Source organism: Clostridium sp. YIM B02551 (assembly GCF_022324735.1).
Lineage (GTDB): Bacteria > Bacillota > Clostridia > Clostridiales > Clostridiaceae > Clostridium_T > Clostridium_T paridis.
In genome coordinates this window covers 255,702-276,389 of the sequence record NZ_JAKGTF010000003.1, presented here as the reverse complement: position 1 = coordinate 276,389, position 20,688 = coordinate 255,702, and the positions used below count along the sequence as shown (strand labels likewise).

Sequence of the window (20,688 nt, the reverse complement as noted above, 5' to 3'; positions counted from 1 at the left end):
AACACCATAACTATAAAATTGGAAGTGGTTACATTTATGACATATGATTACCTAAAAGGAACTATAGGAGTGAATTAGTGTGAGAGATGAAATTAAAAACAATGATAATACAATATGTTGCGTGGAAAAAGCTTTGAATGTTTTAGATGGAAAGTGGTCATTTTTAGTAATTAAAAACCTTTTTGATGGGACAAAAAGATTTGGTGAACTAAGGAAATCTCTGCATAACATAAGTCCTAAAACATTAACATTAAGACTTAGAGAATTAGAACAATGTGGAGTAGTACAAAGGAAGGTTTATCCTACTATCCCTCCAGCAGTAGAATATTCATTGACTGAGAAGGGACAAGACTTAAGAAATATAATTAATGAGATGAATATATGGGGAAAAAAGTGGTGTTAACCTAAAGGGTAAGTAAAGATTTAATACAGTATCATTTAGGATACTATATTTCAATAAAGTGCATTCTTGTATAGATAATTGACTCTAATTATACTATAGATATGTATAGAGTTTTTGATAGGAAACTTAACTTATACTTACATAAATAAGTTAATAGTTGAACTTAAAACCCTATAATATAGACAAGCCATACATATATAAATTAGGAGGAGAAAATATGCTACTTAAAGAAAAATATGAATTGCTCAAAAATATAATAAAAGAACATGGCAGCGCTGCAATAGCTTTTTCAGGAGGTGTTGATAGTACCTTTCTTATGAAGGTAGCGCATGAAGTTTTAGGAGATAAATTAGTAGCAGTTACTGCGACTTCATCAACTTACCCTGAAAGAGAATTAAATGAAGCTATAAAGTATGCAAAGGACATGGGTGTAAAGCATATTATAATTTCTTCAGAAGAATTGGATATAGAAGGCTTTGCAAGTAATCCTAAAAATAGATGTTATTATTGTAAAAAAGAATTATTTACTAAGATTGGTGAGGTAGCTTCAGAAAATGGAGTAGAATTTGTTTTTGATGGTTCTAATCTTGATGATACTGGAGATTTTAGACCAGGAATGCAAGCAGCGAAAGAGCTTGAAGTAGTAAGTCCGCTTAAGCTTGCTAACCTTACAAAAAAGGATATACGAGATTTATCAAAAGAGCTTCTGTTACCTACATGGAATAAACCATCTTTTGCATGTTTATCTTCAAGATTTCCCTATGGAAACAAGATTACTATAGATAAATTGAAGATGGTTGAGAAGGCTGAGCAATTCCTGCTTGATATGGGCATAACACAAGTTAGAGTTAGACATCATGGAGAAATAGCAAGAATAGAAGTAGATCCTTCTGAGAGAGAAAAGTTCTTTAGTATAGAAGTTATGGATAACATAGGTAATGAATTTAAGAATATTGGTTTCACATATGTAACACTAGATATGTTAGGATATAGAACAGGAAGTATGAATGAAGTTCTTTCTGAAAATGAAAAAAAATTAGTTTTAAAGAAATAGCAAAAAAGATGTTAATAATAGCTGATATAAGCTGTTATTAACATCTTTCTATTTTATAGAGCTTTAAATATCATTGGCATATAATGATAAAGTATTTTTTATATTTTCACCGCATAAATCATATTTTAAATCATAATTAAAATAATTGTTTTTATAAGCCCAATCGCACATCATTTCAAGAATAGGTAAAACTTCTTTGCCATTTTCAGTAATTGAATATTCTACTTTAGGCGGAATTTCTGGATAAACTTTTCGTTCTATTAATCCATTTTCTTCAAGATCCCTTAATTGTTTTGTAAGTATTTTATGTGTAATATCAGGTATTAAATGTTTTAGTTGTCCAAAACGCAAAGTGTTAATTTCACCTAAATACCATAATATGAGTGGTTTCCATTTTCCACCAATTACTTCAAATGTTACTTCAATCTCACAAGTAGCTTCCTTCAACTTAGTTATTTTTTCTTCCATGAAGTATCCTCCTAGAATAGTATGAATTTTATTGTATCTTAAAGCCTTATAATATCTAAAGTCATTTTATACTAAAATTATTATACTACAAATATAATATCAAAACTATTTTATAGGAGTTAAGATGAATTAGCAAGTTTAAGGGCTTTAATTTCAATTAATAACTTATTTATGTAAGAATAAATTAGGTTTCCAATAAAAAACCTATAACATCTGAAGCACGGTATCATATTGGATACTATGTTTCAATAAAGTACAGTCTTGTAGGAAAAATTCCAAATGATATACTATATATATATACTTTTGCTAATTAATAGGAGGTTTTGTGATGAATTTTAATTATCATATACCAACAAAAGTTTTATTTGGTGCAGGCAAATTAAATGAACTTTTAAATGAGAACTTGCCTGGAAAAAAGGCATTAATTGTTACCACAGGAGGGAACTCAGTAAAAAAGTATGGCTATTTAAACAGGCTGGAAAATATCCTTACTGAGAAGAAAATTGAATATGTTTTATTTGATAAGATTTTACCTAATCCTATAAAGAGTCATGTTATGGAAGGGGCAGATCTAGCTAAAAAGGAAAACTGTGATTTCATAATAGGACTTGGTGGAGGAAGTAGTATAGACTCTGCAAAAAGCATAGCAGTTATGGTGAATAATCCTGGAGACTACTGGGATTATATTGTGGGAGGTTCAGGAAAAGGATTACCTGTTAAAGAAGATGTACTTCCTATTGTTGCAATTACAACAACTGCAGGAACAGGTACTGAAGCAGACCCTTGGACAGTTATAACGAAGGAGGATACTAAAGAAAAAATAGGTTTTGGAAATGAACATACATTTCCTACACTATCAGTAGTAGATCCGGAGCTTATGCTTACAGTTCCACCAAATCTTACAGCTTATCAAGGATTTGATGCGCTTTTTCATTCAACTGAAGGATATATAGCTAATATTGCTACACCTATTAGTGATGCATATGCACTTAAAAGCATTGAATTAATAGCAAAATATCTTTCTAAGGCTGTTAAGGATGGAAGTGATTTAGAAGCTAGAACACAAGTTGCTCTGGCAAATACTCTTTCTGGTTTAGTAGAATCTACATCAAGCTGTACATCAGAACATTCAATGGAACATGCACTAAGTGCTAATCATCCGGAACTTCCTCATGGAGCTGGACTTATTATGCTTTCAGAGGCATATTACACATTTTTTGCGGAAAGATCTCCTGAAAGATTTGTAAACATGGCGAGAGCTATGGGTGTTGATGTTAATTCAATAAATGAAAAAGAAAGACCTATGGCCTTTGTAAAAGCTTTAGTTAAGTTACAAGAAGATTGCGGTGTAAGAGAATTGAAAATGTCAAGTTATAATATTACTAAAGAAGAAATTCCTAGTCTAGCCCTAAATGCCCGAGAAACAATGGGAGGACTATTTGAATTAGATCCATATAAATTATCAATTGAAGAGACCATAGAAATTATGCTAAAAGCATATAAGTAAGAAATATAACTTTTGAGGGGGAATTACTTTGTTATACAGAACATATGGAAAAACAAATGAAAAAGTATCAGAACTTGGATTTGGGTGTATGAGACTTCCTATTATTAATGGAGACAGTACTAAAATAGACGAAGAAAAAGCTACTGAAATGATACGTCATGCAATAGATAATGGAGTTAATTATATTGATACAGCATTCCCATACCACGGTACTGGAATGGGAAATGGTGGAGAGAGTGAGCCTTTTGTAGGAAGAGCGCTTAAAGATGGATATAGAGAAAAGGTAAACCTAGCAACAAAGCTTCCTAGTTGGTTAATAAAAACTAGAGAAGATATGGATAAATATTTAAATGCTCAATTAGAGCGTCTACAAACTGATAGAATAGATTTCTACTTAGTTCATGCCCTTAATGAAGGTGTATGGGAAAATCTAAAAAAATTAGGTATAGATGAATTTTTAGATTCTGCTATAAAAGATGGTAGAATACGATATGCAGGATTTTCTTTCCATGATAAACTAGAAGTATTTAAAGGTATAGTTGATTATTATGATTGGTCATTCTGCCAAATACAATATAACTATCTAGATGAAAATTATCAAGCAGGTAAAGAAGGCCTACAATATGCAGCTAGTAAAGGATTAGGAGTAGCTATAATGGAGCCACTTAGAGGTGGAAAGATAGTTAAAAATCTACCAGAAGAAGCAATGAAAGCATTCGATGAATATGAAGTTAAAAGGTCACCAGCTGAATGGGCTTTAAGATGGGTATGGAATCACCCAGAAGTTTCAGTGGTATTAAGTGGAATGAACGATATGGATAATATCAATGAAAATATAAGAACTGCTAGTGATGCAGCTCCAAACTCTTTATCAGAAAAAGAGTTAGAAATAATGGATAAAGTTAAAAATGTATATAAAGAAAGAGTGAAGGTTAATTGTACTGCATGTGAATATTGTATGCCATGTCCAAAAGGCGTAAATATACCTAAGAACTTCACTTATTATAACGAATATAGTTTATTTGTTACTCCAGGTACTGAAAAAGAACTAAAAGCTAGATATAGTTCAGTTAAACCAGAGGAAAGAGCAATAAATTGTGTTGAATGCGGTAAATGTGAAAGCCATTGTCCACAATCAATTAAAATTCGTCAAGAATTAAAGAATGTAACTGCATTATTTGCATAAGTTTATATTGTCATAAAAGCTTTTGCTTTTATGGCAATATTTGTATTTGAATTTAAAGGAGTGTTCACTAGTGCATATACCAGATAATTATTTAAGTCCATCAACTTGTGCTACATTTGGTGCAGCAATGATTCCAATATGGAGAAGGGCTAGCATTAAGATTAAAAAGGAAGTAACAAGACAAAAAATGCCTTTACTTGGGATTTCAGCAGCATTCTCATTTTTGACTATGATGTTTAATATACCTCTACCAGGTGGAACGACTGGACATGCAGTTGGTGGAGCATTGGCAGCTATATTACTTGGACCATATAGTGCGGTAATTGCCGTAACTATTTCACTTGTAATACAAGCGTTGTTCTTTGGTGATGGAGGAGTACTGGCACTAGGGGTAAACTGTTTTAATATGGCATTTATAATGCCTTTTACAGCATATTATATTTTTAATTTTATAAAAAAAGTAATTCCAGGAAAGAAAGCGGAGTATATTGGAGCTCTTGCTAGTGGATATATATCAGTTAATGTTGCAGCCTTATTTGCCGCAATAGAATTTGGAGTACAACCACTTTTGTTTAAGGATGGAAGCGGATTGCCATTATATAGCCCTTATGGATTAAATGTTTCTATACCAGCTATGACTATTCCTCATTTATTAGTGGTTGGGGTTTTGGAAGGAATAATTACAGCCGGAGTGTATAGTTATGTGAGGAAGGTTTCTCCAGAAGTAATATACAAAGGGAGTGTTAGTAAGATAAAAGGGATATTTGTAATAGCTTTAGTGATTATTTTAGCAACCCCTTTAGGATTATTGGCATCTGGAACGGCTTGGGGAGAATGGGATACAAGTGAGATAAGTAAGACACTTGGTTTTACACCAAAAGGGATGGAACAAGGAGTTAATTTTAATGCACCAATGCAAGGCTATGGTGTAAGTGGAATAAAAGAAAATATAGGATATATATTATCAGCCTTAGCTGGGGTAATACTAATCGTAATTCTGTTTAAGATTATTTCGAAAATAAATTTAAGAAGACACACGAAAGGTGAAGAATGATAGAAGAATGGCTTTTAGTAAAAGATAGTTACGTGCCAAAAGATGAAAAAAATTCATATATAGAAAAAAGTATTTTCTCACTAATTAGGATTATAGCTATAATAAGACAAAATAAGAATAAGGATGAAATAATATACTCAATAAATCCTACAGTTAAGGTTATTGCCTCAATATTAAGTGTGATTTTGATATCAATAACAAGAAGTTTTATATTTTTATCTATATTTGATGTATATATATTAATAACTCTATTTCTTATGGATAGTAAAGAAAGAAAAAGAATATTACTTTCAAGTATGATTTTTCCACTCATGACATTAGTTGCATTAATACCATCTATGCTATATGGAAATATATATAATAGTTTATTACTTTGTCAAAAGATTGTAACTACAATAGTCATAATGAATTTACTGTCTCATAATACTAGATGGAGTGAAATTAGTAAGTCATTAAAATTATTATTTATACCGGATATATTTATATGGATTTTGGAGATAACAATTAAATATATTGTACTTCTAGGTGAGTATTCAATTAATTTACTATATGCATTTAAACTTAGATCAGTTGGAATTAATAATGATAAATATAATTCCATTTCAAAAATTATTGGGAATCTATTTCTTAAATCCTACAAGATGAGTGAAGAAATGTCCTATGCAATGGAATGCAGAGGCTTCATAGGTGAATATAACACCCCTATAAAATTTAACTTGGGAAAATTTGATTATATCTATATAATAATAAATATATTATTATTTACTGTTTTTATATTTGAATTTATAACAAGTTAAGGAGATTAATAAATGATAAAACTAGAGCATGCTTCATTTACTTACAAAAGTAAACAAGCTCTTGAGGATATTAACATTCATATAAAAGAAGGAGAATCAATAGCCATAATAGGTCCTAATGGAAGTGGAAAATCAACTTTTTTGAAGTTAATGAATGGAATTATATCTCCAAGTGAAGGTAAGTATATTTTTGATGGAACTGAAATTAATGAAAATAAACTGAAAGATAATAAATTTTTGAAGTTATTTCATAAAAGAGTTGGTTTTGTTTTTCAAAATTCAGATACCCAGCTTTTTTGCTCAACAGTATTTGAGGAGATAGCCTTTGGTCCCATTCAAATGGGATTAAGAGAAGATGAAATTAATAAGAGAGTAAATGATTGTCTTAAAATGCTTAATATAGAAAAAATAAAAGATGAGCACCCATATAATTTAAGCGGTGGAGAGAAAAAGAGAGTTGCTATTGCAAGTGTTTTAGCCTTAAACCCAGAAATATTAACATTAGATGAGCCTATGAGTGGAATAGATCCAAAAGGTAAAAGATTCCTAAGAGATTTATTAATTGCACTAAATAAGAGTGGAAAAACAATAATTTGTGCAACTCACGATTTTCAATATGTTGATGGAGTGTTTGAAAGAGCAATTGTATTTTCAGAGAATCATAAAATTATAAGAGATGATAAATATTATAACATTATAGAGGATGAAGAATTTTTAAAGGAATATAACATAATATAGGGTTTTTATAGGAAACATAATTTATTCTTGTTTGAAAATGTCGGTTTCTGGATATTTTCGGGCATGAATAAATTATTAGTTGAACTTAAAACCCTATATAGGGTTTTTAAAAAAGAAAGTAATGGAGAGATAAATATGAGAGTATTATACTATGATTGTTTTTGCGGAATAAGTGGGGATATGAATTTAGCCGCTTTGATAGATTTAGGAGTCCCAAGAGAATATTTAATTAAAGAGATTTCAAAATTAGGATTGGATTCAGAGTATGAAATAAAATTTGAAACTTCGGCAAAAAAAGGAATAACAGGAACAAGAGTTGATGTAATACTTAAAAATGAACATACACATCATGAGCACTTAGAAGAACAGCATAATCACAGCCATATTCACGAACATGGGCATACACATGATCACAATCATGAACATATTAATAAAATAGCCCATGAACACCAACATAGAAATTTAAAAGATATTGAAGAAATAATAAACTCTAGTACCTTAGATAATAATATTAAAAAAATGAGTATAGAAATGTTTATGAAAGTAGCGGTAGCTGAAGCTAAAGTTCATGGAAAATCTCTTGATGAAGTGCATTTTCACGAGGTAGGGGCTACTGATTCAATAGTAGATATTGTAGGGGCAGCCATAGCTATAGACTATTTAAAAGTAGATAAAATAATGGCATCTACTGTTCAAGTAGGTGGTGGATTTGTTAAATGTGCACATGGTTTAATGCCAGTACCTGCACCAGCAACAGCAGAAATACTGAAGAATATTCCAATGAATACGGGAATAGTGCAATTTGAAACAACGACTCCAACTGGAGCAGCAATTTTAGCAGCTAACGTTAAAGAATTTACTGATAAAATAGATTTTTCAGTAGAGAAAATTGGGTATGGAATTGGACATAGAGACTTAGATATACCAAATATATTAAGAGTTTATTTAGGTGTAAAGGAAGAGAGTGAAGAAATACAGGAACAGTACATTATAGAAACAAATATTGATGATATGAATCCAGAATTATATGGATATATTGAGGAAAAGCTTTTTGAAAAAGGAGCTTTAGATGTTTATAAAACACCTATATTTATGAAAAAGGGAAGACCAGCTATAAAGTTAAGTATATTAGTTAACAATAACTGTGAAAAAGAAGTGCTAGATGTAATTTTTAAAGAAAGTACATCCATAGGAGTAAGAAAATATAAAGTTGAAAAAATAATGTTAAACAGAGAATTTTCTAAAGTTAAAACTAAATATGGAGAGGTAACTATTAAAAAATCTTTCTATAAAGGAGAATTAGTTAAGTATAAGGCGGAATATGAAGACTGCAGAAATATAGCAATAGAAAATAATATACCAATAGAAAAAGTTTATAAAGAAGTTAATAAAATGCTTCAGGAGAATGGTAATGAATAAAGAAGATATAAAGGAATTATTGGAATCAGTAAAAAACAATAAAATAGATGTAGAAGATGCCCTAGGAAAGCTAGAGGACTTACCATTTAAGGAGTTAGGTTTTGCAAAGATAGATAATCATAGAGAGCTTAGGGTAGGCTATCCAGAAGTCATCTATTGTGAGGGAAAAACGGTAGAACAAGTAAGAGACATAGTAAAGTTTATGCTAACAAAAGATAACAATATATTAGGAACTAGAGCTTCATATGAGATGTACTTAGCAGTAAAAGAACTATGTAATGATGCTGAGTATAACTCTCTAGGAAGAACAATAACTATTAGAAAAAAGGATCAGGATGTTACAGGTAGTTATATTGCTATAGTTTCAGCAGGAACATCAGATTTACCTGTAGTTGAAGAGGCTATGGAAACTGCTAAAATACTTGGAAATAGAGTGGAGAAAATTACTGATGTAGGTGTTGCAGGGATTCATAGACTTTTTTCTAGGTTAGATATAATTAGAGGTGCAAAAGTAGTAATAGTAGTTGCTGGAATGGAAGGGGCTCTAGCTAGTGTAATAGGCGGTCTTGTAAACAAACCAGTTATTGCAGTTCCTACAAGTGTTGGTTATGGAGCAAACTTTGGTGGACTATCAGCGCTTTTATCAATGCTAAATAGCTGTGCCAGCGGTGTTAGTGTAGTTAATATCGACAATGGATTTGGAGCAGCTTATAATGCTAGCATCATCAATAAATTGTAAATTTATATCACTGTTTTAGAATTTATGAGAACTTTGAGGAGGTGATATAAAGATATAATTGTAATCGATATATATATAATGCATTAAGAAAATAATAAATAATATAAATAAAAGTTGGAGGGTAATAAAATGAAACAAATTAATTTAGGTAATAGCGGACTTATGGCATCAGAAATAGTACTAGGTTGTATGAGAATAAATAAATTTTCAGTAGATGAAGTTAAGGATCTTATTGATACAGCTGTTGAATGTGGAATTGATTTCTTTGATCATGCTGATATTTATGGAGGAGGAAAGAGTGAAGAACTTTTTGGTGAGGCACTTACTCCAGCCCTAAGAGATAAAATAAAAATTCAAACAAAGTGCAGTATTAGAAAAGGATTTTATGATTTTTCAAAGGAACATATTTTATCATCTGTAGATGCAAGTTTAAAACGTCTAAAAACTGATTATGTTGATACATTACTACTTCATAGACCGGATACATTAATGGAGCCAGAAGAAGTAGCAGAAGCTTTTAATGAATTATATAAGAGCGGAAAAGTAAAAAACTTTGGTGTAAGTAACCATAATCCAATGCAAATAGAATTACTTCAAAAATATACAGAGCACAAACTTATAATAAATCAATTACAACTTAGTATTACTAACACTGGAATGATTGATTCTGGAATTAATGTAAATACAAAATTTCCAGGCGCAATAGATCGTGATGGAAGTGTTCTTGAGTATTCTAGATTAAAGGATATTACAATTCAAGCTTGGTCACCATTCCAATATGGATTCTTTGAAGGGGTTTTCTTAAACAATGATAAGTTCCCTGAACTAAATAAAGTATTAGATAGAATTGCAGCAGAAAAGAATATATCAACTTCTGCACTTGCAGTTGCGTGGATTTTAAGACATCCAGCCAAAATTCAAACAATTGTTGGAACAACTAATAAAGATAGATTAAGAGATATTTGCAACGCTTCAAATGTTTCATTATTAAGAGAAGAATGGTATGAAATTTATAGAGCAGCAGGTAATGAACTACCATAAAAGCTTTAAAGGCGGATTCTAAGGAATCCGCTTTTGTTACTCTTTAGAAATTTATAATATTTTAAGGTTGCTGATAAATTTATAAGTTTGAATTATAATCTAAGGATTCAATGGATACCACTAAAGAGTAACAAAAAGAATTAGTCGCCTGCCAGTTTTTCCTCACATGCGTTTGGAAAGGCAGATGCGAGTAAAAAATCGACGGCGCATAATCGCCTTGACGATTTTTTATATACTATAATTAATAAATAGCAAAGGAGAATTCTGAATGAACAGTTTTTATATGCCAACTAAGATATTTTCAGGGGAAAATGTGATCCAAGAAAATTATAAGGAGTTTATAAACCTAGGTAAAAAGGCTTTGATAGTTACAGGTAGGGGATCATCTAAGAAAAATGGTTCTTTAAAAGATGTTGAAGAAGCATTAAACAGAGCTTCAATTGAATATATTATTTTTGATGATATTGAGGAAAATCCTTCATTAGAGACCATTGAAAAAGCAGGGGAACTAGGAAGAAAAGAAAAAATTGATTTTATAATAGGTATTGGAGGAGGATCTCCGCTGGATTCGTCTAAGGTAATAGGAATATTAGTTAAAAACACCTCAATATGTGGGGAAGACGTATTTTTAAAACCGAACCTTAAATCTGTGGATATAATTGCAGTGCCAACAACTTCTGGCACTGGCAGTGAAGTTACACAGTATGCTATAGTTACTCTTCATAAAGAAAAAACAAAAAAGAATTATGGACAGAGCATATTTCCGATAATATCATTCTTAGACCCAAGATATACTTTAGAAACACCATTGAAAATTACAGTAAACACTGCTGTAGATGCATTTTCACATTTGGTTGAAGGATATCTAAATAAAAATGCAAATATTTTAACAGATGCAATTGCAGAAACTGGTATGAAAATATGGGGAGAATGCATTGATTCTTTGCTTTCAGGAAATTTAGATATCAAGATTAGAGAAAAGCTAATGTTTGCATCGACAATAGGCGGAATTCTTATTGCACAGACTGGAACATCATTGCCTCATGGCATGGGATATGCACTTACCTACAATAAAGATCTACCTCATGGACTAGCAAATGGAGTGTTGTATGTGGAATACTTAAGAGTATTTAAGCACAGGGAAAAGGTTGATAAAATCCATAAGATATTAGGAATTGATAGCTATGAAAAGTTTGAAGAAATATTAAGAAAACTTACAAAAGTTCAAATAAATCTAACTGATTTAGAAATTGAAGAATATGCTAGAGGAATGATTGAAAATAAAGGGAAGTTAGCAAATCACCCAGAAGAGATTACTTACGAAGAATTGTTAAATATATATAAAAGAAGTTTTCAATAATAGGCTTAAGAAAATTATACTCTACTAAAAATTTTACTCATATGGATATTAATATTATGCAAGGCGTATATTATAGACTATGAGTTTAATTTTTGGATGTGGTTATATTGAGGAAAAGTGTTAGCAATAATTTATTTAATCTAACAAGTATTTTTATAGCATTATTAGGGATAGCTATTATTGTTGAAATTTTTTTTAGTTACCAAAATAAGATTGGTAATACTCTATTTGCATTAGCAGTGTTATTAAGTAGTTGGTTTCTTCTACAGAGGAGCAGATTTAAATTGCCCAAAACTATATATAATTTAATAGTTATTTTTATTTTCTTAGCTATGTTTTTAGGTAAAGTATGTGGGTTCTATAAAACATTTTATTATTGGGATAAGTTTTTACATTTGATTTCAGGAATGATTTTAGCCTATATTGGTTACTTAATTTTCTATAAACTTACCAAAGAAGTAGATAGAAAAAGATTGAATCCATTGATAGGTGTATTATTTTCATTGTTTTTCTCAATATCTATGGCTGGAGTATGGGAAATTTATGAGTTTACAACTGATCAGCTATTCGGATTGGACTCTCAAAGATATAGTTTAATAGATACAATGGGTGATATCATCGCAGGAACTATAGGTGGAATTTTAGTTACCTCAAGAATATATTTTTTTCAAAAGGGTAATGAATTAAGGTTTATACAGAAGCTATTAAATGAAATAGATAAGAAATAATCAAAGAACAAGTGATAATTATTATCAAATGGTTGAAATTATCAAACAAATGGAGTATAATGTAAGTAGAAAAGGAAAATAATAATAGCACAAGTAAATTTTAGGTTACATAAATTAAGTAAAACTAAAAACTAGTATTATTAATTGATTATCTAGAAATAATAATAAGGCTAGTTATTTTATAAGGAGGGTATAATTAATGAAACAATATGTAGAAATTGTTGACGTAATAGGAAGACAAATATTAGATTCAAGAAGTTTTCCAACAGTAGAGGTAGAGGTAGTACTAGAGGATGGAACTGTTGGTAGAGCTGCTGTTCCATCAGGAGCTTCAACAGGAATTTATGAAGCTGTTGAATTAAGAGATGGTGAAAAAGCTCTATATAATGGAAAAGGAGTACTTAAAGCAGTTGAAAATGTAAATGAAGAGATAGCTACAGAATTAATTGGAATGAATGTTTTTGATCAAACTTATATTGATAAGGTATTAATTCAATTAGATGGTACAGAAAATAAAGGTAAGCTTGGCGCTAATGCAATACTAGGAGTTTCACTTGCTGTAGCTCAAGCAGCAGCTAATTATTTAGGACTTTCACTTTATCAATATATAGGAGGAGTAAATGCAAAAGTTCTTCCAGTTCCTATGATGAACATAATCAATGGAGGTTCTCATGCTGATAACTCAGTTGATTTACAAGAATTTATGATTATGCCTGTTGGAGCAGCAACATTTAGTGATGCTGTAAGAATTTCTTCAGAAGTATATCATGCATTAAAAGCAACTTTAAATGAAAAAAATTACTCAACTGGAGTTGGAGATGAAGGTGGATTTGCTCCAAACCTTAAGAGTAATGAAGAAGCAATTACAGTAATATTAGAAGCGATACAAAAGGCAGGATATGAGGCAGGTAAAGATGTATTTATTGCAATTGATGCTGCATCTTCAGAATTCTATAAAGATGGTAAGTATGAATTAAAAAATGAAGGAAAATCATTAACTGCAGCAGAGTTAGTTGATTTCTATGCAAATTGGGTTGAAAAATATCCAATAATCTCAATAGAAGATGGTGTTGCAGAAGAAGATTGGGAAGGCTGGAAAATACTTACTGATAGATTAGGTGGAAAAATTCAATTGGTTGGTGATGATTTATTTGTTACAAACACAAGTAGATTAAATACTGGAATTCAAAAGGGAGTTGCAAACTCAATTCTTATTAAACTTAACCAAATTGGTACATTAACAGAAACACTTAATGCTATTGAAATGGCTAATAGAGCTGGTTATACAGCTGTTGTATCTCATAGAAGTGGAGAAACAGAAGACACTACTATTGCTGATTTAGTTGTAGCTGTAAATGCAGGCCAAATTAAGACAGGTGCTCCTTGCAGATCTGAAAGAGTTGCTAAGTATAATCAATTACTTAGAATAGAAGAAGAATTAGGAGATGTTGCAGAATATAGAGGAATAGATGCTTTCTTCAATATTAAAAAGCAATAGATATTAACTAGAAATATTAAAGCCTATATCTTATAATATTAATAAGATATAGGCTTAATTATATTATACTTAATTTAAGTATAAATAATAAACTTATTGTAATAACTTACTAAATATGATATCATATTAAAAGGTGTTTTATACTAAGTTTTGAAGTATTGGGAATAGTATAGCTTAGTATTAAGTTGTAATCAGGAGGTTAGGGATGAAAACAGCATTAATAATATTAGAGACAATATTAGGATTGGCAGTAATAATTTCTGTAATGCTTCAACCAGGTAAAACGGATGGATTAAGTGGATTAATTCAAGGAAGAAGTGAAACCTTTTTTGCTAAAAATAAAGGTAGAACAAAAGAAGCTATGTTGGCAAAATTAACAGCAATAGCAATGGCTCTATTTGCGATAAATACAGTAATTTTAAATTTAGTTAAATAGAAATAACTCAGCAGATGCTGAGTTATTTTTTTGTATATTTTATTAGTCTAATTCATTTAAATTATAAGGCGTATTTTGATAAACAAAATAATTTAGCCAATTTGAGAATATAATATTAGCACCTGATCTCCAAGTTACATAAGGTGTTTTGGATGGATTATTATGAGGAAAATAGTTTTCTGGTATTTTGATATTAAGACCTTTAGATAAATCTCTTTCGTATTCATCTTGCAAGGTAGTTCTATCATACTCTAAATGACCAGTAATAAAAACATCTCTTCCGGATTTTGAAGTTACTATAAAGACTCCAGCCTCATCAGATTCAGCTAATATTTGCAAATCATAAACCTTTTCAATATCTTCTCTTAATACCTCGGTATGTCTTGAATGAGGAGCATAAAAGATGTCATCTACACCACGCAATAATTCGTGGTTTTTAACGCAGGTTTTATGTGCAAAAACTCCAAACATTTTTTCTTTAAGCTTGTACTTTGGAATACCATAATGATAATATAGTCCTGCTTGTGCCCCCCAACAAATATGAAGAGTAGAGTAAACATTGTGTTTGCTCCATTCCATTATTTCTGTAAGTTCATCCCAATAATCCACTTCTTCGAAAGAAAGATGCTCAATAGGAGCGCCTGTAATAATTAATCCATCGAATTTTTCGTCTTTTATATCTTCGAAATAATTATAAAACTTATCTAAGTGCTGTGAAGATGTGTGAGACGAGGTGTACGTTTTAGTTTGGATCAACTTAATTTCGACCTGTAGTGGAGTATTTGCTAAATGCCTAAGTAACTGATTTTCAGTTGAAATCTTTGTAGGCATTAGATTGAAAATAGCAATTTTAAGAGGTCGTATTTGTTGTGTTTCAGCTCTTAAATTACTCATTACAAAAATATTTTCATCTCTTAAGATATTGAAAGCAGGCAAATCACTAGGAATTTTTAACGGCATGCTTTCACCCCCAATTAAAGTTATATGCATAAAAATGCAAGGATTTTAATTAATATATATAATGCAAAAATCATATTACATCTTATGGTCCACCTCTTAGTTGAAACGTCTAAGAGGTGGACAGTGACATGTAAATTCTTTAATGCATTATATATATTATACATAAAAGAAGTATGTTAGGAAAGAACAAGTTTAGTGGGATTATTAAATAAAAAAATAGCGATAGTAATATGCTATCGCTATTTTTATCTAAAATATCTCTAATTTTTAAATGAATGAATTGGTGCAGGAATTCTTCCGCCTCTTTGAATAAAATCAAAAGAAGAGTATTTGTTAATAGTCATTACTGGAGCTCGACCTAGTAATCCTCCAAATTCCACCATGTCACCAACTTTAGTACCAGGTGCAGGAATTATTCTTACTGCAGTAGTTTTATTATTTATTACTCCAATTGCTGCTTCATCAGCAATCATAGCTGAAATTGTAGATGCAGAAGCATCACCAGGAATTGCAATCATATCTAGTCCAACAGAGCAGATTGCAGTCATTGCCTCAAGTTTTTCTAAGTTTAATGAGCCGTTTAGTACTGCATCTATCATTCCTGCATCTTCAGATACTGGTATGAAAGCTCCGCTTAGGCCTCCTACATGGCCACAAGCCATTACTCCGCCTTTTTTTACTGCATCATTTAATAGAGCAAGAGCAGCAGTAGTACCATGGGTTCCTACTACTTCTAATCCCATCTCTTCAAGGATATGAGCAACAGAGTCACCAACTGCAGGAGTTGGTGCAAGAGAAAGGTCCACAATTCCGAATGGTACTCCTAATCTGTCAGATGCTTCTAAAGCAACTAATTGGCCCATTCTAGTTATTTTGAAAGCAGTTTTCTTTACTGTTTCAGCAACTAGATCAAAGCTACCTCCTTTAACCTTCTCAAGAGCTCTTTTAACAACGCCAGGTCCGCTTACTCCAACATTTATGATGCGTTCAGCTTCACCAACACCATGGAAAGCACCAGCCATAAATGGATTATCTTCAACTGCATTTGCAAACACTACAAGTTTAGCACAACCTAGCCCTTGAGTATCTTTTGTAAGTTCAGCAGTTCTTTTAATTATTTCTCCCATTTCTTTAACAGCGTCCATATTAATGCCGCATCTTGTAGAACCAACATTAACAGAAGAGCATACTTTGTTTGTAGTTGCTAAAGCTTCAGGAATAGAGTTAATTAAAATCTTATCTCCTTTTGTATATCCTTTATGTACAAGAGCAGAAAATCCGCCTAGAAAATCAATGCCTAAAGATGCGGCAGCTTTATCTAAGGTTTCGGCAAATTTTACATAACTAGTTTCATTTGTAGCACCACCAATTAAAGAGATTGGAGTAACTGAAACTCTCTTATTTACTATTGGAATACCAAACTCACTTTCAATTTGTTCTCCTACCTTAACTAAGTTTTCAGCAGATTTTGTGATTTTATCATATATTTTCGCTCTAGCTTTATCTCCATCAGAGTCGATACAATCCAAAAGAGAAATACCCATGGTAATAGTTCTAATATCTAATTTTTCTTCTTCTATCATTTTTATGGTTTCTAATATATTATTTGCGTTCATATGATACCTCCATATTATTTAGGGTTTTTTATAGGAAACTTAACTTATACTTGTTTGATATCAGGCACGAATAAGTTAATAGTTGAACTTAAAACCCTATAGTGTGTGCATAGAATTGAATATTTCTTCTCTTTGAATTTTAACTTCTACTCCTAAAGATTCACCTTTTTTAAGCAAACTGTTCTTAACTTCTTCAAAATTCTTAGTGGTTTTTTCTAAATCTAGCATCATGATCATTGTAAAATATCCTTGCATAATAGTTTGAGTAACGTCAAGGATATTGATTTCTAACGCTTGAAGTTCACTACTTATACCAGCTATAATGCCCACCTTATCTTTACCTATTACTGTTAATATTGCTTTCATTTTATCCACTCCTTCTAAATTTATATATAAAAAAAAGCCTTACCAACAAAGGGACGAAAAAATCCGCGGTTCCACCCTTTTTGGCAATAGCCCATCTTTAAAAATTTAATGCTCCAAAGCTCCTTTTACAATATCGATCTAGTTGTTTACACCGAACACAACCTCTCTAAAAGAATGAATATTGTTACTTTTCTTTTTCATCGCTTAATATTCTATTATATTGATTATTTTATAATGTATATTAAAAATTGTCAATTTGAAAATAAAAATAAAATTTTATTAATTAATTTATGCTAATAATGATGTTTGGTTAACATTATAATTCTTTAAAAAAATACGAATTTAATAGATAATCCTCATGATATTTATAAGAAAGCTTATATAAATAATCTTTACATTTAATTAAATTTTTTTCGGACAATAGTTTGAAAAAATGTTTTTTTTCTTGGGAAGTAGCTGAAGTTTTAAAGTATCCCCATATATGCTCAAGGGTGTTAACTAAATTTCCATCCAGTAAAGGATTCTGTGTACAAGAATCTATTTTATTATATAGTTCAACTATTCCAGAATTATTTTTAATAATATTCTTACATTCTTTATAAAAATCATAGTTGTATGCCATAATTAAATATTTATATTTTGCCCATTCATCGTAAATCAATGATTTTGAAGCAGGGATACCATTGAGCTCATTTAGAGCGTTAATTATTTTAATACTAGAAATATCTTTATCCTTAACTTCAAGCATTATATCAGGATTAAATTCTTTAACCTCATTAAAATAATCTAAAAATAGTTTAAGATTAATTGTTTGCGAATGAGATCCTTTTTTCTTGTTTTTGTCCTGCTCTGAATAATGAACTTTCATATTTCCATCTTTACATTTCCAAGTTTTTGATACTAGTTTGTATATTTCTTTATGAGTGAGATTGTTACTACCATAGCAATAATTATGCAAGTTATCATAAATAACTGGTATTACAATCTTATAAGAAATATCCAAAACATCCTCAAGCGAAAAATTTTTTTCATCATTTTCAATTACAAGTCTTTGCTTTGTTGAATCTGATAAACTTCTAAAATTTGATATAAATCTCTCTTTTGCAGAAGTTTTGTCACCATAAACTCCCCCAATATGTAGCACTATTTTATTTGTATAATCTACTCCCAAGGAATTAAGGAAATCTGTGTGATATTCAAGTTCTGCAATAGAATTTTTTACAACTTCTTCTTTAGGAGAATTAATAACAGTATACTGACCAGGATGCATTGATACCCTCATATTGTTTTCTTTGATATATGTACCAATTTCTAAAAGTTCATCCTTAAATACTTCTTGCCATGGAAAAGTATTAATATCATGACTAGCAAGGGGAATAATATCAGAGGAAATTCTATAAAGAAAAATATTATTTTTTTTATTATTAATTAAAATTTTCATTAAATCAGAGAGATTCTCTTTTATTATTAATCTTAGGGCATCATTAGAATAATTTTTTAATAGCAATTTTCTGTTTGTTCTTGCATTTGTAGTTAATGAAATACATGCATATCCAATATTCATAAAATCACCTACCAGAATCAATATAGTTTATTGTTTACAAAGTAACTTATATATATCATAATATAAAAAAAAGAATATGTTAACGAGGTGATAAGTTTGAAAGAAATTGTTTTAGCTGGTGGATGTTTTTGGGGAGTTGAAGAATATATTTCGAGGATTGAAGGAGTTAAAGAAACGAAGGTTGGATATGCGAATGGAATAAAAGAAAATCCAACATATGAAGAGGTTTGTACAGGGACTACAGGTCATGCTGAAGCCTGCTATGTAAGATATGATGAAAAGGTACTTTCCCTAAATAATCTTTTGGAGAAATTTTTTGGAATAATTGAACCTACAGTAGAGAACAGACAGGGGCCTGATATAGGGCATCAATATAGAACTGGGATATATTATATTGATAAAAGTGATCTTGATGAGATCCAAAGTTATAGAGATAAAGAACAAGAAAAATATGATAAGCCAATAGTAACTGAAATAAAAGACTTAAAATGCTTTTATGATGCAGAGGAATATCATCAAAAATATTTAAAAAAGAATCCAGGTGGTTATTGTCATATAAATTTAAATGCGTAACTATAGGGCTTTTTATAAAAAACTATGAAAGTTTGAGCTTCAAATTTAATTGTAAAATTAAGTTTTGGAGCTTTTTTCGGTTTTTACCAATAAAATTACTTAAAAGTCTTGCAAGTCAGTGAAAAATTTATGGGAAAAGCATGATATAATATATTTAAAATATACTTTATTGATATATGAGGGGAAAATGAGTAAATTAAATAAACTAATTGAGAAATTAAAAAATAAAGAGGTTTTTATACAAACTCATAATAATCCGGATCCAGATGCAATAGCTTCATCGTTTGCATTAAAGAAGTTATTGAAATCTAAAGGAATTGAGGCAACTTTTTATTGTACTGGAGAAATAGAGAGATATTCAACAAAAAAGATGATAGAACTATTAAATATAAATATTGAATATATTAATACTATAGATAACCTAAATAAAGATATGGTAATTATCGTAGTTGATGCTCAGAAAAACAACAAAAATGTTTCAGATATCTCCTGTGAAAAAGTAGCATGTATTGATCATCACCCAATTTTTGTGGAAGAAAAGTATATTTTTGAAGATATAAGAGATGAATATGGAGCATGTTCTTCAATTATAGCAGAATATTATTTTGAAAATAATGTAGAAATGGATATAAATGTAGCTACAGCATTATTATACGGTATTAAGATGGATACTTTGGATCTTAGTAGAGGAGCTTCAGAAAAAGATATAGAATATTATTGTTTTTTATACAAAAAAGCAAATATTAATATATTAAATAAAATATTAAGAAATAACTTAGAGATTAAGGAAATAGCAGCTTACTCAAATGCAATTGAGAGCATTAGAGTTTTTGAAGGAATAGGTTTTGCAGATGCAGGAGCAAATTGTACAGATTCCTTATTAGCTTGCATATCTGATTTCATGTTATCTATTAAAGAAATAGATTTTGCAGTTGTTTATAGTAAAAGAGAAAAAGATTATAAGTTTTCTATAAGAAATGAAATGGACGAGCTTGATGCAGGAAAAATCGTAAATAATGCATTGAGTGGAATAGGAAATGGCGGAGGACATAAAGAAATGGCAGGTGGACTTATATCCCTAGACAAAACTAAGGATATAGTAATAAGTACTGAGGATGCAATAATTAATAAATTCTTAAAATCCATTAAAGAATATAGAAATATATTATAGATTTTGATAT

General features: G+C 30.3%; 21 protein-coding genes and 1 other annotated feature. Of the genes, 16 read left to right on the top strand and 5 right to left on the bottom strand.

Translation table 11 applies throughout. The features are described 5' to 3' along the window. Positions 1-79: 79 nt before the first annotated feature. Both L1S47_RS05500 and larE read left to right on the top strand, forming a co-directional pair. Positions 80-403, top strand: coding sequence for a helix-turn-helix domain-containing protein (locus tag L1S47_RS05500; RefSeq protein WP_238882459.1), 324 nt, complete (start codon positions 80-82; stop codon positions 401-403). 217 nt (positions 404-620) lie between these two features. Continuing rightward, positions 621-1,457, top strand: coding sequence for an ATP-dependent sacrificial sulfur transferase LarE (gene larE / locus L1S47_RS05495; RefSeq protein WP_238882458.1), 837 nt, complete (start codon positions 621-623; stop codon positions 1,455-1,457). Positions 1,458-1,520: 63 nt separating this feature from the next. Here the strand turns inward: larE and L1S47_RS05490 are convergent, their stop codons facing one another. After that, entirely contained in the window at positions 1,521-1,925 is a 405-nt protein-coding gene (locus L1S47_RS05490) for a helix-turn-helix domain-containing protein (protein WP_207753627.1), read from the bottom strand. Between the two features lie 328 nt (positions 1,926-2,253). Between L1S47_RS05490 and L1S47_RS05485 the strand changes: the two genes are divergently transcribed. The 12 genes from L1S47_RS05485 to secG all read left to right on the top strand — a co-directional run bounded on the left by L1S47_RS05485 (position 2,254) and on the right by secG (position 14,428). Continuing rightward, complete coding sequence (locus tag L1S47_RS05485) at positions 2,254-3,432, top strand: iron-containing alcohol dehydrogenase (RefSeq protein ID WP_238882457.1); 1,179 nt, start codon at positions 2,254-2,256, stop codon at positions 3,430-3,432. A 28-nt stretch (positions 3,433-3,460) separates the two neighbouring features. Then, the gene (locus L1S47_RS05480) at positions 3,461-4,618 is read left to right on the top strand and encodes an aldo/keto reductase (RefSeq protein WP_238882456.1); all 1,158 of its coding nucleotides are present in this window, start codon (positions 3,461-3,463) and stop codon (positions 4,616-4,618) included. Positions 4,619-4,688: 70 nt separating this feature from the next. Next, complete coding sequence (gene cbiM, locus L1S47_RS05475) at positions 4,689-5,672, top strand: cobalt transporter CbiM (RefSeq protein WP_238882455.1); 984 nt, start codon at positions 4,689-4,691, stop codon at positions 5,670-5,672. Then, positions 5,669-6,469 (top strand): energy-coupling factor transporter transmembrane component T, encoded by an 801-nt coding sequence (locus L1S47_RS05470; RefSeq protein ID WP_238882454.1) that lies wholly within the window; start codon positions 5,669-5,671, stop codon positions 6,467-6,469. Before cbiM ends, L1S47_RS05470 begins: the two co-directional genes overlap by 4 nt. 12 nt (positions 6,470-6,481) lie before the next feature. Beyond that, complete coding sequence (locus tag L1S47_RS05465) at positions 6,482-7,207, top strand: energy-coupling factor ABC transporter ATP-binding protein (RefSeq protein ID WP_238882453.1); 726 nt, start codon at positions 6,482-6,484, stop codon at positions 7,205-7,207. A 135-nt stretch (positions 7,208-7,342) separates the two neighbouring features. Then, positions 7,343-8,626, top strand: a complete 1,284-nt coding sequence (larC, locus tag L1S47_RS05460; RefSeq protein WP_238882508.1) for a nickel pincer cofactor biosynthesis protein LarC — start codon at positions 7,343-7,345, stop codon at positions 8,624-8,626. After that, entirely contained in the window at positions 8,619-9,365 is a 747-nt protein-coding gene (gene larB / locus L1S47_RS05455; protein WP_238882452.1) for a nickel pincer cofactor biosynthesis protein LarB, read from the top strand. Before larC ends, larB begins: the two co-directional genes overlap by 8 nt. A 129-nt stretch (positions 9,366-9,494) precedes the next feature. Beyond that, positions 9,495-10,406, top strand: coding sequence for an aldo/keto reductase family oxidoreductase (locus L1S47_RS05450; RefSeq protein ID WP_238882451.1), 912 nt, complete (start codon positions 9,495-9,497; stop codon positions 10,404-10,406). Positions 10,407-10,674: 268 nt separating this feature from the next. Beyond that, complete coding sequence (locus L1S47_RS05445; protein ID WP_238882450.1) at positions 10,675-11,766, top strand: iron-containing alcohol dehydrogenase family protein; 1,092 nt, start codon at positions 10,675-10,677, stop codon at positions 11,764-11,766. A gap of 107 nt (positions 11,767-11,873) precedes the next feature. Continuing rightward, complete coding sequence (locus tag L1S47_RS05440) at positions 11,874-12,494, top strand: hypothetical protein (RefSeq protein ID WP_238882449.1); 621 nt, start codon at positions 11,874-11,876, stop codon at positions 12,492-12,494. Between the two features lie 199 nt (positions 12,495-12,693). After that, complete coding sequence (eno, locus tag L1S47_RS05435) at positions 12,694-13,992, top strand: phosphopyruvate hydratase (protein WP_238882448.1); 1,299 nt, start codon at positions 12,694-12,696, stop codon at positions 13,990-13,992. A gap of 205 nt (positions 13,993-14,197) precedes the next feature. Next, entirely contained in the window at positions 14,198-14,428 is a 231-nt protein-coding gene (gene secG / locus L1S47_RS05430) for a preprotein translocase subunit SecG (RefSeq protein WP_202767874.1), read from the top strand. Positions 14,429-14,470: 42 nt separating this feature from the next. Here the strand turns inward: secG and metA are convergent, their stop codons facing one another. The 4 genes from metA to uvsE form a co-directional block, all read right to left on the bottom strand. After that, the gene (gene metA, locus L1S47_RS05425; protein WP_238882447.1) at positions 14,471-15,388 is read right to left on the bottom strand and encodes a homoserine O-succinyltransferase; all 918 of its coding nucleotides are present in this window, start codon (positions 15,386-15,388) and stop codon (positions 14,471-14,473) included. 260 nt (positions 15,389-15,648) lie between these two features. Continuing rightward, complete coding sequence (locus tag L1S47_RS05420) at positions 15,649-17,004, bottom strand: PFL family protein (protein ID WP_202767872.1); 1,356 nt, start codon at positions 17,002-17,004, stop codon at positions 15,649-15,651. Positions 17,005-17,100: 96 nt separating this feature from the next. After that, positions 17,101-17,370 carry an ACT domain-containing protein gene (locus L1S47_RS05415; protein ID WP_202767871.1) on the bottom strand — a complete coding sequence of 90 codons (270 nt, stop codon included), beginning with the start codon at positions 17,368-17,370 and terminating at the stop codon, positions 17,101-17,103. Positions 17,371-17,416: 46 nt separating this feature from the next. Next, positions 17,417-17,580 (bottom strand) — a binding site (T-box leader). Between the two features lie 106 nt (positions 17,581-17,686). Next, the gene (gene uvsE / locus L1S47_RS05410; protein WP_238882446.1) at positions 17,687-18,934 is read right to left on the bottom strand and encodes a UV DNA damage repair endonuclease UvsE; all 1,248 of its coding nucleotides are present in this window, start codon (positions 18,932-18,934) and stop codon (positions 17,687-17,689) included. A gap of 96 nt (positions 18,935-19,030) precedes the next feature. Here uvsE and msrA point away from each other — a divergent pair, with 96 nt between their 5' ends. Beyond that, positions 19,031-19,507, top strand: coding sequence for a peptide-methionine (S)-S-oxide reductase MsrA (gene msrA / locus L1S47_RS05405; protein WP_202767869.1), 477 nt, complete (start codon positions 19,031-19,033; stop codon positions 19,505-19,507). Between the two features lie 187 nt (positions 19,508-19,694). Next, positions 19,695-20,678: a bifunctional oligoribonuclease/PAP phosphatase NrnA gene (locus L1S47_RS05400; protein ID WP_238882445.1), complete on the top strand. Its 984-nt coding sequence runs from the start codon at positions 19,695-19,697 to the stop codon at positions 20,676-20,678. Positions 20,679-20,688 lie beyond the last annotated feature (10 nt).